The organism is Ruicaihuangia caeni (genome assembly GCF_029952955.1).
GTDB lineage: Bacteria > Actinomycetota > Actinomycetes > Actinomycetales > Microbacteriaceae > Ruicaihuangia > Ruicaihuangia caeni.
Genome location: NZ_JASATX010000001.1, coordinates 59,255 through 72,710 on the forward strand (window position 1 = coordinate 59,255; position 13,456 = coordinate 72,710).

General features: G+C 67.9%; 11 protein-coding genes and 1 other RNA gene. 8 read left to right on the forward strand and 4 right to left on the reverse strand.

Features of this window, described 5'->3' with window-relative positions:
• Nucleotides 1-17: 17 nt before the first annotated feature.
• Entirely contained in the window at nt 18-1,379 is a 1,362-nt protein-coding gene (locus tag QF206_RS00280) for an MFS transporter (RefSeq protein ID WP_281487203.1), read from the reverse strand.
• On the opposite strand from QF206_RS00280, the gene prfB reads away from it, so the two are divergent.
• From prfB to ftsX, 3 genes are all read left to right on the forward strand, one after another.
• On the forward strand, nt 1,378-2,484 hold the full coding sequence (gene prfB, locus QF206_RS00285) for a peptide chain release factor 2 (RefSeq protein WP_281487204.1): 1,107 nt from the start codon (nt 1,378-1,380) through the stop codon (nt 2,482-2,484). The two genes, QF206_RS00280 and prfB, sit on opposite strands and share 2 nt — an antisense overlap.
• A 100-nt stretch (nt 2,485-2,584) precedes the next feature.
• The gene (gene ftsE / locus QF206_RS00290; RefSeq protein WP_281487205.1) at nt 2,585-3,841 is read left to right on the forward strand and encodes a cell division ATP-binding protein FtsE; all 1,257 of its coding nucleotides are present in this window, start codon (nt 2,585-2,587) and stop codon (nt 3,839-3,841) included.
• Nucleotides 3,838-4,755, forward strand: a complete 918-nt coding sequence (ftsX, locus tag QF206_RS00295; protein ID WP_281487206.1) for a permease-like cell division protein FtsX — start codon at nt 3,838-3,840, stop codon at nt 4,753-4,755. Before ftsE ends, ftsX begins: the two co-directional genes overlap by 4 nt.
• Nucleotides 4,756-4,938: 183 nt before the next feature.
• Here ftsX and QF206_RS00300 read toward each other — a convergent pair whose 3' ends face one another.
• Nucleotides 4,939-6,441, reverse strand: coding sequence for a glucose-6-phosphate dehydrogenase (locus QF206_RS00300; RefSeq protein ID WP_281487207.1), 1,503 nt, complete (start codon nt 6,439-6,441; stop codon nt 4,939-4,941).
• Nucleotides 6,442-6,477: 36 nt separating this feature from the next.
• Here QF206_RS00300 and QF206_RS00305 point away from each other — a divergent pair, with 36 nt between their 5' ends.
• The 4 genes from QF206_RS00305 (at nt 6,478) to QF206_RS00320 (ending at nt 10,237) form a co-directional block, all read left to right on the forward strand.
• On the forward strand, nt 6,478-8,307 hold the full coding sequence (locus QF206_RS00305; protein ID WP_281487208.1) for a glycoside hydrolase family 15 protein: 1,830 nt from the start codon (nt 6,478-6,480) through the stop codon (nt 8,305-8,307).
• A 79-nt stretch (nt 8,308-8,386) separates the two neighbouring features.
• Nucleotides 8,387-8,863 (forward strand): SsrA-binding protein SmpB, encoded by a 477-nt coding sequence (gene smpB / locus QF206_RS00310; protein WP_281487209.1) that lies wholly within the window; start codon nt 8,387-8,389, stop codon nt 8,861-8,863.
• Between the two features lie 163 nt (nt 8,864-9,026).
• Nucleotides 9,027-9,397: a transfer-messenger RNA gene (gene ssrA, locus QF206_RS00315) on the forward strand.
• Nucleotides 9,398-9,502: 105 nt separating this feature from the next.
• Nucleotides 9,503-10,237, forward strand: coding sequence for a trimeric intracellular cation channel family protein (locus tag QF206_RS00320; protein WP_281487210.1), 735 nt, complete (start codon nt 9,503-9,505; stop codon nt 10,235-10,237).
• A 117-nt stretch (nt 10,238-10,354) separates the two neighbouring features.
• Here the strand turns inward: QF206_RS00320 and QF206_RS00325 are convergent, their stop codons facing one another.
• Both QF206_RS00325 and QF206_RS00330 read right to left on the reverse strand, forming a co-directional pair.
• Nucleotides 10,355-11,308 carry a zinc-binding dehydrogenase gene (locus QF206_RS00325; protein WP_281487211.1) on the reverse strand — a complete coding sequence of 318 codons (954 nt, stop codon included), beginning with the start codon at nt 11,306-11,308 and terminating at the stop codon, nt 10,355-10,357.
• A gap of 98 nt (nt 11,309-11,406) precedes the next feature.
• Nucleotides 11,407-11,706: a DUF1905 domain-containing protein gene (locus QF206_RS00330; protein ID WP_281487212.1), complete on the reverse strand. Its 300-nt coding sequence runs from the start codon at nt 11,704-11,706 to the stop codon at nt 11,407-11,409.
• 157 nt (nt 11,707-11,863) lie between these two features.
• Between QF206_RS00330 and QF206_RS00335 the strand changes: the two genes are divergently transcribed.
• A complete protein-coding gene (locus tag QF206_RS00335) occupies nt 11,864-13,324 on the forward strand; it encodes an MFS transporter (protein ID WP_281487213.1) in 1,461 nt (486 codons plus the stop codon).
• Nucleotides 13,325-13,456: the final 132 nt, after the last annotated feature.

Sequence of the window (13,456 nt, forward strand, 5' to 3'; positions counted from 1 at the left end):
CGAGTCAGACGCTGCATTCAGTCGCCGACGTCGCCGCTCGGCGGGGGCGTGCTCCGGTGCGTCTTCGGAACGAACCGCGGCAGGTAGCGCATCAGTATGCCTGCTCCCATCACTCCGAGCGCGCCCATGGCAGCAGCGGCCCAACTCAGTGACGCAACGACCGTGATGGCCGAGATGAGCACCGGTGCTAGGGCGCCGCCGCTCTCTGCGGTGAAGCGCCACACGCTCAGGAAAGACGCCGGATGCCGCCCACGGGCGAGATCGGCGCCGAGCGTCATGATCAGCCCACTGCCGAGGCTGTTGGCGACCGCGAGCACCATGGCCGCAGTGATGAACCACGCCTGCGCGCTCGGGAGATCGTGGCTGAGCGCGAGGGCGAGGTGGCCGGCCGCGAGTCCGAGCATCGACGGAACCGCTGTCCACAGACGCCCGTACCGGTCCATGATCTGCCCGCCGGTGTAGAAGAGCGCGAAGTCGAGGGCGCCCGCGATGCCGATGATGAGCGCGGTCTCTGCCGCAGGGATGCCGATGCTCACCGCCCAGAGCGGCACGATGACCTGGCGGCTTATGCGCAGCGCCGAGACCAGCATGGCCCCGACCCCCAAGCGCGCGAGCACGTCGCGGCGGCTGCGCATGGTCGCGATCACACCGGTCGGCGCGTGAGACGCTGCGGCCTCGGGGCTCGCGACCGCAGCGGATTCCACCGCGCGCCCCCGCAGTTGCGAGCGGTACGACGCCTCCGGATCTTCGACGATCAAGAGGATCGCCACGGTCGCGAGACACGCGGCGAGGTGCACCCACATGGCCGTCTGCGGGTCATGCGACAGCGCTATGACGCCTGCGCTCGCGAACGGGCCGATGAAGTAGCCGAGCCTGAAGCTGCCGCCGAGCGTCGAGAGCGAACGCGCCCGGTACTGCAGCGGCACGTACAAGGTCATGAACGACAGTCGTGCCAGTCCGAACACCGCTGCCGAGAGCCCGATGAGCAGGATGCCGGCGGCGAGCAGCGCCGGGTTGGGCGCTAGCGCCGCGAGCAGCACACCACCGGCCGAGACGGCCGCCGCGCCGATCATGGCCCGGCGCTCGCCGAGGCGTTGCACGACCCGGGCGCCTGGCAGGGTGCCGAGCAGCGCACCGATCGTCAGCAGCGACGCGACCAGGCCGGCGCCGGCGAGCCCGGAGCCGAGGGCGGTGGCGACGAGCGGGATGACCGGCACGATGGCGCCTTCGCCGATCGAGAAGACCAGGGTGGGCGCCACCGCGGCGAGCATGACGGTGCGCCACTTGAAGTTCCCGGCATCCGCGCTCACTCGTCCGAGCCTACGGCCGCGCCCGCCGCTGATGCGGCACAGTCGCGGGCGGTAGTCTGGTGCAGCCATGATCGACCTCGACTTCACAGACCAGATCGCCCAGCTGCGCTCGACCTTCGGCGAAATCGTCGCGGTGATCGGGGTCGACCGACTCGAAGCCGAGATCGCCGAGCTCAGCGAGCAGGCCGGTGCGCCAGACCTCTGGGACGACCCCGACAAGGCGCAGCAGGTGACGAGTGCGCTGAGCCACAAGCAGTCCGACCTCGCGCGCATCACCGGCATCCGGCGCCGCCTCGACGACCTCGAGGTGCTCGTCGAGATGGCCAATGAGGCGGATGACGAGGAATCGGCGCGCGAGGCGGCCGACGAGCTCGCTGGGCTGCAGAAGACGCTCGCCGACCTCGAGGTGCAGACGCTGCTCGACGGGGAGTACGACGACCGCCCGGCCGTCATCACGATCCGCGCAGGAGCGGGCGGGGTGGATGCCGCAGACTTCGCCGAGATGCTGCTGCGTATGTACCTGCGCTGGGCCGAGCAGCACAAGTACCCCGCGAAGGTCATGGACACCAGCTACGCGGAGGAGGCTGGCATCAAGAGCGCCACCTTCGAGGTCGACGCTCCCTACGCGTTCGGCAAGCTCAGCGTCGAGGCCGGCACGCACCGACTGGTGCGCATGTCGCCCTTCGGTGCGGCAGGGAAGCGCCAGACGAGCTTCGCCGCCGTCGAGGTGATCCCGCTCTTCGAGGAGACCGAGCAGGTCGACATCCCCGAGAACGACATCCGCGTCGACGTGTTCCGCTCGAGCGGGCCCGGCGGGCAGTCGGTGAACACGACCGACTCTGCGGTGCGCATCACGCACCTGCCGACCGGAATCGTCGTCTCGATGCAGAACGAGAAGAGCCAGATCCAGAACCGCGCCGCTGCGCTTCGGGTGCTGCAGAGCCGCTTGCTGCTGCTGCAGAAGGAGCAGGAGGCGGCAACCAAGAAGGAGCTCGCCGGCAACATCACCGCGAGCTGGGGCGACCAGATGCGCAGCTACGTGCTCGCGCCCTACCAGATGGTGAAAGACCTGCGCACCGAGTACGAGGTGAGCAAGCCCGACGACGTCTTCGACGGCGACCTCGACGGCTTCATCAACGCCGGCATCCGCTGGCGCAAGCAGGACAACGACTGAGTGACGACCGGCCAGGTTTCGCACCACGCGGCGTATCGGAACCGGTCGAAGGCGAGTCGCTGCGCGGCATCCGTTCGATGCTGCCTAGGCTCGGATGGTCATGATTCGTTTCGATGAAGTCACCAAGGTCTACAAGGGCAATTCGCGGCCAGCGCTCGACTCGGTGACCCTCGAGATCCTCAAGGGCGAGTTCGTGTTCCTCGTCGGCGCCTCGGGCTCGGGCAAATCGAGCTTCCTGCGCCTGGTGCTGCGTGAAGACAGGCCGTCGAAGGGTCAACTTCACGTGCTGGGGCAGAGCCTCAACACGATCTCGAGCCGCAAGGTGCCGTACTTCAGGCGCAACATCGGCGTCGTCTTCCAAGACTTCCGGCTGCTGCCGAACAAGACCGTGTTCGACAACGTCGCGTTCACGCTGCAGGTCATCGGCAAGAGCAAGGGCTTCGTGCAGCAGGCTGTGCCCGATGTGCTCAACCTCGTTGGACTCGCCGGCAAATCGGGCCGCTTCCCGCACGAGCTCTCCGGCGGCGAGCAGCAGCGCGTCGCGATCGCGCGCGCGATCGTGAACCGACCCGCCGTGCTGCTGGCCGATGAGCCCACAGGCAATCTCGACCCGGCCACGAGCGCCGGCATCATGACGCTGCTCGAGCGCATCAACGCCAACGGCACCACCGTGGTGATGGCGACGCATGATGTCGCGATCGTCGACCGCCTGCAGCGACGCGTGATCGAGCTCATCGGCGGGCGGGTCGTGCGCGATGAGCGTGAAGGCGGGTACGTCACGCAAGCCATGCCGGTCGTTTCGCGCGACCAGGCGGGCGCCGTGCGCGAGGCGCCGTCCGCGCCGATGCCGAGCGCTTCGTCGTCCGGCGCGGTCTCCTCTCCCGTCAGCCCCTTGAATGTGCAGAGCCCCGCGAGCGCGCCCGGCCCTCACAATGCCGAGAGCGCCCAGAGCGCCCAGAGCGCCCAGAGCGCACCCCCGGCGTGGCAGGCGCCGGCGCCTCCCAGGCCCGAACGCTTCGCGCCGGCGGATGCCGCGGCATCCGCCCCCGCTTCGACCCAGCCTCGCGACGCCCAGCCCGCACCGCCCCCAGCGACGGCGACCCCGTCGACGCCACCGCGCCCCGAGCATGCCCCAGGCGACGACGTTGCGGCAGCGCTCGCGCGTGCGGCGCGACTCGAGGTCGATTCACCGCTTCACGCGGGTGAGCTCGCCGAGCCCACCGCGCCGTGGGACGACGGCCTCGACGACACGGTCATCCGCGCCCCCGGCGCCATGGAACGGCCCGAGCGAGTCGACCGCGTCGATCGTGCCGACCGTGACCGCTTCGACGGCAGCAACGGGGAGGGCACCCGATGAGGTTCGGCCTGGTGATGCACGAGGTCGGCCAGGGCCTCCGCCGAAATATCTCGATGGTCATCTCGGTGATCCTGGTCACCTTCATCTCGTTGACGTTCGTCGGTGCTGCCGCGCTGCTGCAGCTTCAGATCACCGAGATGAAGGGCTACTGGTACGACCGCGCTCAGGTCGCCGTGTACCTCTGCACGGAGGTCTCGAACGGCGGCAACTGCATGCTCTCGGCTGCGACCGAGGAGCAGATCGACGCAGTGCGCGCGCAGCTCGAGTCAGACACGCTCGCGCCGTACATCGACCGCTTCGAGTTCGAGAACCGCGATCAGGCGTATGAGAACTTCCAGCGCCAGTTCCAAGGCAACCCCGTGGCCGACCTCGTCGAGCCCGAGTTCCTCAACGAGACGTTCTGGGTGAACCTCAAAGACCCTAACCAGGCCGCGATCCTGGTCGAGAGCCTCTCGACCATGGCCGGTGTCGAGAACGTCGAAGACCAGCGCGCCTACCTCGACGGCATCTTCGACCTGCTGAACGCGGCAAGCATCACTGCGGTCGGCATCGCCGCGCTCATGCTGGTGGCGGCGGTGCTGTTGATCGCCACGACGATCCGGCTCTCAGCGTTCTCACGTCGCCGAGAGCTCGGCATCATGCGACTCGTCGGCGCATCGAACGGCTTCATCCAGACGCCGTTCGTGCTCGAAGGCATCGTCGCGGCGCTCATCGGCTCGGCGCTCGCGAGTGCGACCGTCGTCGGGCTCGTGCACTTCTTCGTGCAGGGCTACCTCGCGCCGTCGCTCGCAGCGACAACCTCGCTCGTGGGGGTTCCCGAGGCGCTCATGGTCGTGCCGATCATCATCGGGCTCGGCGTGCTGCTGGCCGGCATCTCCGCGAGTTTCGCCATCCGGCGCTACCTGCGCATCTGACTCCCGCGACCAGCTCCGACTGTCACCCCTGGCCGCGCTCACCCCTCTTGTCGCGGTCGAGTATTGCGTCGAGATGCCACGATCTGCTGGGATTTCGCGATGATTTGCGCATGTTGTGCGATCTCGGCGAAGGGGCGCGGAGGGCGCGGAGGGCGCGAGAGAGAGCCGGATCAGGGATAGCGTCTAGCGGATGCTGGTGCGCCACGCATCCGGCCCGTTGGAGCCTGCGGCGTACTCTTCGAGCGGCACCGTGCCCGCTCGCCAGGCCTCGAGCACCGGCTCGACGATCCGCCAGCACTGCTCGGCGGTGTCGGCCCGGATCGAGAGCGAAGGGTCGCCGTCGAGGATGCCGCGCAGCACCTCGCCATAGGCCTTCAGCCTGCCTGGATCGAAGTCGGCCTGCATCACCTCGCGGCTCAGCGTCTCGGGGTCTCCCGGCCCGTTCATGTTCAACTCGAGCGCGATCCGCTCCGGGGCGAGCGCGATGTGCAGCACGTTCGCCGGCGCCTCGCCCTCGAGCCCGCTCGGCACCCGAGGCGCCTCTCGGAAGGTGACCATGATCTCGCGGCGCTTCCGCCCGATGGCCTTGCCCGAGCGAAGGGTGAAGGGCACGCCCGCCCAGCGCCACGTGCCCACCTCGACGGTCAGCTCGGCGAGCGTCTCCGTCTCGTTCGAAGGATCGACTCCGGCTTCGTCGGTATACGCGGGGAGCGTCCGGTCGCCGATCCGGCCGGCGGTGTAGCGGGCTCGGCGCGATGAACCAGCAGCATCCCCGCCCCACACCTGCGTTGCTCGCAGTGTCGTGCTCTTGGCGTCGCGCAGATCTGCTTCACCGAGGGTTGCGGGAGGCTCCATGGCGAAGATCGCGAGCACTTGCAGCAGATGGCTCTGCAGCATATCGACGAGCGCGCCGGCGTGATCGTAGTACCGTGCGCGGTTCTCGAGCGCGAGTTCCTCGTCATAGACGATGTCGACGCGTTCGATGTGGGTCGAGTTCCATAGCGGCTCGAACACGCGGTTCGCGAAGCGCAGACCGAGCAGGTTGAGCACGGTCGTGCGGCCGAGGAAGTGATCGACTCGGTGAATCGACCGTTCGGGCACGATTCGCTGCACGAGCTCGTTGAGCTCATGTGCCGACGCGGCGTCGCTGCCGAACGGCTTCTCGAGACCGAGCACCGAGCCGTCGGGCACACCGATCCGCTCGAGTGCTTGGCATGCTCTGAAGGTGATCGCGGGCGGAAGCGCGAAGTAGATCGCGACTGCGCCTTCGCACTCGTCGAGCACCGACCGCACGCCATCGTCGGACGTGAGGTCGGCCGAGCGGTACCGCGTGTGCGAGAGCAGCTCGTCGACAGCGTCGCCGGAGGCCTGTGACGATCTGAAGGCATCCGACACGCGCGTGCGCCATTGCTCTTCGTCGTACTGCTCGGCCCCGGCGCCGACCAGCAGGATGCGGCGGTCGGGTTCCACTGTCAGGAGCTGGCCGAGGGCCGGCAGCAGCAGACGGGAGGCGAGGTCGCCGCTGGCGCCCAGCACGAGCAGCGTTTCGATGCGAGGCGGCTCGGCGGGAGGGGAATCGGACGGACGGGAACCAGCGCTCCGGGAGGCTCGCGCCGATCCTGTACCCGGTTCGCCCGGGTTCGACGCGGCATCCGCTTGGTGATCGCGAGCTCCTTCGGGGGCCATGTTGTCGAGCGTACGCCCGGCGCACAGGATGGCACCATGAGCCTGCCCATCGAGGATTATGCGCTGATCAGCGACTGTCACACGGGGGCGCTCGTAGGGAAAGACGGCAGCATCGACTGGCTCTGCCTGCCGCGATACGACTCGCCGTCGATGTTCGGCGCACTGCTCGGCGATGAGGAGCACGGGCGGTGGCTGATCGCCCCGGCAGACGCTGACGCGCAGGTCTCTCGCGGCTACACCGATCACACCTTCGTGCTCGCGACCCGTTGGCAGACAGCCACCGGCGAGGTGGAGGTGCTCGACTTCATGCCGCATGGCGACCACCGCGCCGACGTGGTGCGGCGCGTTCGGGGTATTCGCGGCGAGGTCGAGATGCGCGAGGAGCTGCGCGTGCGCTTCGGCTATGCGGCCGCCATCCCTTGGGTGCGGCAGATCGACGAGCACGGCCACCCGGCACTCGTCGCGATCGCCGGCCCCGACGCGATCGTGCGCCGCGGTCCCCGGTTGAAGGCCCGCGGCCACCTTCACGAGGCGAACTACACAGTGACAGAGGGCGAGACGATCGACATCTCGATCACCTGGTTCGAGTCGCACCTGCACGACCCCGGCCCGATCGACCTCGATGCGGCCTATGACGACACGCTCGCGTGGTGGAAGAAGTGGGCGTCGATGTACGTGCACGAGGGCCCGTACTACGAGCCGGTCATCCGCTCGCTGCTGATGCTCCGCGCGCTCACCCACGAGGCGACCGGCGGCATCGTGGCCGCCGCGACGACGAGCCTTCCCGAGCAGTTCGGCGGCCCTCGCAACTGGGACTATCGCTATGTGTGGCTGCGGGATGCCGCGCTGACCCTGAGCGCGTTCCTCACCCACTCCTATGTCAGCGAGGCCCAGAACTGGCGCAATTGGTTGCTGCGGGCGATCGCCGGGGATCCCAACGATGTGCAGATCATGTACGGGCTCGCCGGGGAGCGCTTCCTCCCCGAACGCGAACTGACGTCGCTGCCCGGGTACCAGGGGGCGGCTCCGGTGCGCGTCGGCAACGCAGCGGTGGCGCAGTTCCAGGGAGATGTCATCGGCGAGGTCATGGTGGCCCTCGACGAAGCGCGCGAGGCAGGGGTCAAGGAAGACGCGTTCTCGTGGCCCCTGCAACGCGCCCTGATGGACTTCGTCGAACAGAACTGGCATCGCGAAGACCAGGGCATCTGGGAGATGCGCGGGCCCAAGCGTGTCTTCACGCACTCGCGGGTCATGATGTGGGTCGCGCTCGACCGCGCCATCCACGCGGTGCAGCAGCACGGACTTCCCGGCCCGGTCGAGCGCTGGCAGGAACTGCGCGACAAGATCCGAACGGAGATCGAGGAGCGCGGCTTCGACAAGGAGCGGAACAGCTACGTGCAGTCATACGGTTCGAAAGCGGTCGACGCGTCGCTGCTGCAGTTGCCGCAGGTCGGCTACTGCGAGGCCGACGACCCGCGCATGCTGGGAACCGTCGCCGCGATCGAGCACGACCTCATGCACAACGGGCTGCTCATGCGGTACCGCTTCACCGACGAGACCCACGTCGACGCATTCCCTCCGGGGGAGCATCCCTTCCTCGCCTGCTCCTTCTGGCTCGTCGAGCAGTACGCACGATCCGGGCGCCTCGATGATGCGCGCCGGCTGATGGATCGGCTCGTCGCGCTCACGAACGACGTCGGCATGCTCTCGGAGGAGTACGACGCCGATACCGGCCGGCACGCGGGGAACACGCCGCAGGCGCTATCGCACCTGGCGCTCGTGCAAGCGGCCGACTGGATCGCGCGGATGTCGGGGGAGCAGGCGCCGGGCGGGCAGCAGGGCGAGCAGCAGGAGACCCGGGTCTGAGTGGGCGCCACGTCGCGCTAGACTGGACGGCTGCCCGGCATCCGTCGGGCGTGTCGACTCGATTGAGCTGGAGCGCGCTGTGGCTAAGGAACGTGGTGAGAAGGTCGTCGCGACCAATCGCCGTGCCCGGCACGACTACCTCATTGAAGACACCATCGAGGCGGGTCTCGTGCTCTCGGGCACCGAGGTGAAGTCGCTTCGGCACGGCAGGGCTTCCCTTGTCGACGGCTACGCCTACATCGACCGCGGAGAAGCCTGGCTCGAGGCCGTGCACATCCCCGAGTACAACCAGGGCACGTGGAACAACCATGCGCCGAGGCGCAAGCGCAAGCTGCTGCTGCACAAGCAGCAGATCCTGAAGCTCGAGGCGAAGGTCAAGCAGGGCGGGTACACCATCGTGCCGCTGAAGCTCTACTTCAACGACGGTCGGGCCAAGGTCGAGATCGCCCTGGCGAAGGGCAAGCGCGAGTACGACAAGCGCCAGGCACTGCGCGAGAAGCAGGACAAGCGCGAGGCCGACCGCGCCATGTCGCACCGCCGCAACCTCGGCGAGTAGCGCCCAAGGTCAGCGCGCGTGCGCGTGTGCCGAAGCGTCGGCTCGGTGGAATAGCAGAACCGGCCTGCGTGTTCTAGACTGTGATGCTCACCGGATGCCGCGCGCTCCGGTGGTGCCTTGGAAACTCAACAGCGTGTGATTGCGACCACTTCGCGGTGCGCATGGGGATGATCGGTTTCGACATTGCCTGAACGACTGCGAGAAGCGGGTCGAGGATGCGGGGTTATCTCGTTAACGCCCTCCGCAAACAATAAGTGCCAATGCTAAGCGCACTGACTTCGCCCTCGCTGCCTAAGCGAGCCCGATAGTCCGTCAGCCCGTGGGTCCGTTCCCGCCCCGGTGTCTGGCGTCATCTAGGGAGCTTGCCGCGACACTGCGTCTCAGGGTGTTGCGGGACATGCACTGAGGCTGGGCTCGTCGACCTAGAGGCCTGCAGCAAAGGTCGGAGCCGAGCAGAACGCTGAGCAGGCTACACCCGTAGAAGGCGCACGACTACAGCAGTGGACCGGGGTTCGATTCCCCGCATCTCCACCAACGGTCACCATCGTCGCGATCACACGCTGTTGGGCGTCCTGTCGATGCCTCTGGTCTGTTCTAACCTGTGACCGATGAGCGCAAATCGACAGCGGAGCGCGCGCGGTGGATGACACCGTCGTCGCGGCCCTCCGCGTGCTCGATCTGATCGGGGTCTTCGCCAACGCCATGCTCGGCGCGGTGATCGCCCGCTCAGCGCGGCTCGATCCGCTCGGCTCCGCAACGCTCGCGGTCATGTCGGGCCTCGGTGGCGGCATGATCCGCGATGTGCTGCTGCAACACGGTCCGCCGGTCGCGCTCACCGACTACGCCTATGTGCCGACCGCGCTCGCCGCGGCATTCGTGGTCTACCTCGTGAAGATCGAAGGACCGATCTGGGATCGCGTCTGGCCGTACATCGATGCACTGGCGCTCGGATGCTGGGCGGCGGCCGGTGCCCAGAAGGCGCTCGCCGTCGGCCTGGGCTGGCTCCCGGCGGTTCTGCTCGGCGCGGTCACGGCAGTCGGCGGGGGGTTCACGCGCGACGTGGTGCTGCGAAGGGTCCCCACGATCCTCGGCGGCAACACCTTGTACGCCACCTGCGCACTGCTCGCGGGTGCTGTCATGGTGGTCTTCTTCGAACTCGGCATGCCCGTCGTCGGTTCCGTGGTGGCGACGTTGGTCGGCGGAGCGCTCTGCCTGCTCGCACGGTGGCAGCAGTGGACGCTGCCGCAGAGCGACGAGTGGTCAGCGTTGGGGGCCGCCAGAGCCCGACTCGCCCGCAGCAGCCGGAGTCGTGGCAGCAGGCGTCGCGGCACTGAGGACGAGGGCGACGGGGGAGCAGCGGTGCCGCGCGGTTGACGCTATCGACCGCGGTTGACGCCGTGGACGCTGTGCTTCCCGGTGAAGCACACCGACCCGGTCTGCCGCACCGCGGCGCTCAGCCCGCGCGTCGCATGAGCAGGTTCGATCGCGCGGTCACTCGTACATCGCGATGAAGCGACCGATCACACCGCCGGCGCGCAGTTTGTCGATCGCGTCTGGGATGTCGTCATGCGTGATGTGGTTGATCGGAGGGTTCAGCTTGCCGGTCTTCATGAGCTCATAGATGCCCTCGAGGTCTTCGCGCGTCCCTGACTTCGAACCCTTGATGGTCAACTGATTGATGATGATCGGGTAGGTACTGATGTGCGCTTCCAGCTTGCCCATGCCGACCTGCACGAATGTGCCGAACTCGCCGAGCGTTTCAATGCCCGCTGCCGTGGTGGTGCCGAATCCCGCGTAGTCGACGATCAGCTCGAGGTTCTTGTCCTTGAAGGCGTCGATCGACGCGGCGACACCCGATAGCCCGATCTCGTCGGCGAGCTTCTGCGTCTCAGGGTTGACCTCGGCCGCATACACCTCAGCGCCCGACAGCACGGCGGCGCGGGCGCCGATGTACCCGAGCCCGCCGAGTCCGATCACTCCCACGCGCATGCCGGGCTTGGCTCCGCCGACGGTCATGATCGCGTGATACGCGGTGAGGCCGGCATCCGTCGCCATCGCCCCGAGATCGAACGGCACCTCGTCGGGGAGCCGCACGAGATTGTCGGCGGTGGCCACGAGCTTGTGCGCGAAGCCGCCGTCCCACTTGCCGTAGCCGAGCGCGTCACCGTCGCTCATGACCGGGGCGAGGCCAACGCGGTCGCCGACCTTCCACTGGTCCATGCCTTCGCCCACTTCCACGATCACGCCGGCGTTCTCATGGCCCATCGTGCGGGGAAGCGTCGGGAAGAGCGCCATCCAGCCCGGGTCGTCGATCGCCGAGACGTCGGAGTGGCAGACGCCCGCGGCTTTCACCTCGACGACCACCTGTCCAGGTCCGGCGGTCGGTTCGGGTACTTCATTCAGCTCGAGCGGCTTGTTGGTGCCGGTGAACTGCCATGCCTTCATCAGTGCCTCCCTTGAGAACGGTGCTCGCTCTCCTGGGGCCATTGTGCGAGCCTGTCATCCCGGCGAGAAGGGTGGCCGCCGGCTCTCACAGCGGTCGGTCAGACGTCAACGAGCTCGATCGCGACGGTCACCACGTCGCCGAGGTCGAGCGACTCAGCGTCGCGCACGGCCTTCTTCACGGGCAGTGCGTAGGTGCCGTCGCCTCCTGGAAAGATCGAGGTACGCCACGTCGTCTCGCCGATGACCGCCTCGACTCTGAGCGAACCGAAGCCGCCGGCGAGGCCAGCGGCGACCTCACGGATATCGGCGGATGCCTCAGCCGGCACACTGACGAAGGTCCAGAGCTCGTGTCGGCGGGCCTGCCACCGCCAGAGCTCCGCATCGAACTCGAATCGCACGCATCCACCGTGCCACAGGCAGCCGTCAGCGGCCGCTGGCATGTCGGTGCCGGGGCATCGGTGCTGCGTTGTGCGAGCCGCTTCGTCGAACACGCCGCTCAAGAACGTGCAGGTTCTGCAAGAACGGGGGCGTAGGGCTATAACTGAGGGGAGCCCCATGACAGATTCCTCAGCACACGCATCCCCTGGTCATTCCGATCGCGCGAAGTGGGAGGCATTCGCGGTCTGCGTGACCGTCGCGGCGCTGACGATCCTCGACATCTCGAAGATCAACGTGGGAATCCCGCCCATCGAAGCCTCGCTCAACGGCGGACCGACCGAGTTGCAGCTCATCGTGGCGGGGTACGCGCTCGCCTTTGGCTTGTTGCTCGTACCGGCCGGCCGGCTGGGTGATCTCCGCTCCCGCAAGGCCATGTTCATCATCGGCCTTTCCGCGTTCACCTTCGCGAGTCTCTGGTGCGCGCTCGCTCCGAACATCGAGATGCTGGTCGTGGGCAGGTTGCTGCAGGGCGTCGCGGCCGGCATCCAGATGCCGCAGGTGCTCGGTCTGATCCAGCAACTGTTCGTCGGCCCCGAGCGCGGCCGGGCGTTCGGCGTATTCGGCGCGATCATTGGCATCTCCACCGCGATCGGCCCGACCCTCGGGGGAGTGCTCATCGCGGCGGGCGGTCCCGAGAACGGCTGGCGCCTGCTGTTCTGGATGAACGTGCCCCTAGGGGTGCTGGCTCTGCTGCTGGCGATCAAGCTGCTGCCGGCGGTGCAGCTGAAGCCGCAGGGCGACCGCTCGCTCGACCTCGTGGGCATCGGTCTGCTCGGTGCGACCGTGTTCTGCCTGATGCTGCCGTTCGTGCTCACGACCGGGGGGCCCTCCGACGACCCTGCGCGGTGGTGGTGGCTGGTGGGCTTCGCCGTCTTCGGCTCGCTCTTCACCTACTGGGAGCTCGCGTACCGCAGGCGCGGCAAGTCTCCCGTGATCGACTTCCGGCTGTTCCGCCTCGCCACGTTCCGAAACGGCACGCTGATCGCGACCGCCTACTTCTCGGCGATGCCGGCGAGCTTCTTGCTGACGGTGCTCTACGTGCAGCAGGGACTCGGCTTCTCGCCGGTCATCGCGGGCATGGTGAGCATCCCGTTCGCACTCACCTCCGCATTCACGTCGTGGTGGAGCGGACGACGGGTCGAGCAGTACGGGCCCAAGCTGGTCGCGGTGGGCGTTGCAGGAGTGTTCGTCGGCTTCTCCATCGTCGTCATCGCGGGCGTGCTCGTTCCGCACGACCTGGTGCCGTGGGCCATTGCCTGCGGAATGACGCTGGGCGGGCTCGGCGCTGGTTGCGTCATCTCGCCGAACCAGACCATCACGCTCTCGCAGGTTCCGGTCGTGCAGGGCGGTGTCGCTGGCTCGGTCGGCCAGGTGGGCCAGCGCGTGGGCACGGCGATCGGCGTGGCCGTCGCGGCCTCCACGTTCTACGCGGTGCTCGCCGGAACGGGAGCGGATGCCGCGGGCTTCCGCTCGGCATACGCCTCGGGCATGGCGGCGGCTCTCGGCATCCTGCTGGTCGCTGCCGTGTTCGCCATCGCCGATGTGCGCATCCTCCGCCGCGACCGACCCATCGCCTGACCGCGGGACCCCACCGCCCGCGACACACCCGCCCATGCCACACCACGCCGCGACACACCCGCCCATGCCACACCACGCCGCGACACGCCCGCCCGCGAGCCATCGCTCACGCACCCCTCGGCGACGCACCCC

Excerpts from the sequence above, each read along its gene's own strand:
- prfB (WP_281487204.1), top strand. The coding sequence starts at position 1,378 with ATGATCGACCTCGACTTCACAGACCAGATCGCCCAGCTGCGCTCGACC.
- QF206_RS00280 (WP_281487203.1), bottom strand. The coding sequence starts at position 1,379 with ATGGCTGCACCAGACTACCGCCCGCGACTGTGCCGCATCAGCGGCGGG.
- ftsE (WP_281487205.1), top strand. The coding sequence starts at position 2,585 with ATGATTCGTTTCGATGAAGTCACCAAGGTCTACAAGGGCAATTCGCGG.
- ftsX (WP_281487206.1), top strand. The coding sequence starts at position 3,838 with ATGAGGTTCGGCCTGGTGATGCACGAGGTCGGCCAGGGCCTCCGCCGA.
- QF206_RS00300 (WP_281487207.1), bottom strand. The coding sequence starts at position 6,441 with ATGGCCCCCGAAGGAGCTCGCGATCACCAAGCGGATGCCGCGTCGAAC.
- QF206_RS00305 (WP_281487208.1), top strand. The coding sequence starts at position 6,478 with ATGAGCCTGCCCATCGAGGATTATGCGCTGATCAGCGACTGTCACACG.
- QF206_RS00325 (WP_281487211.1), bottom strand. The coding sequence starts at position 11,308 with ATGAAGGCATGGCAGTTCACCGGCACCAACAAGCCGCTCGAGCTGAAT.
- QF206_RS00335 (WP_281487213.1), top strand. The coding sequence starts at position 11,864 with ATGACAGATTCCTCAGCACACGCATCCCCTGGTCATTCCGATCGCGCG.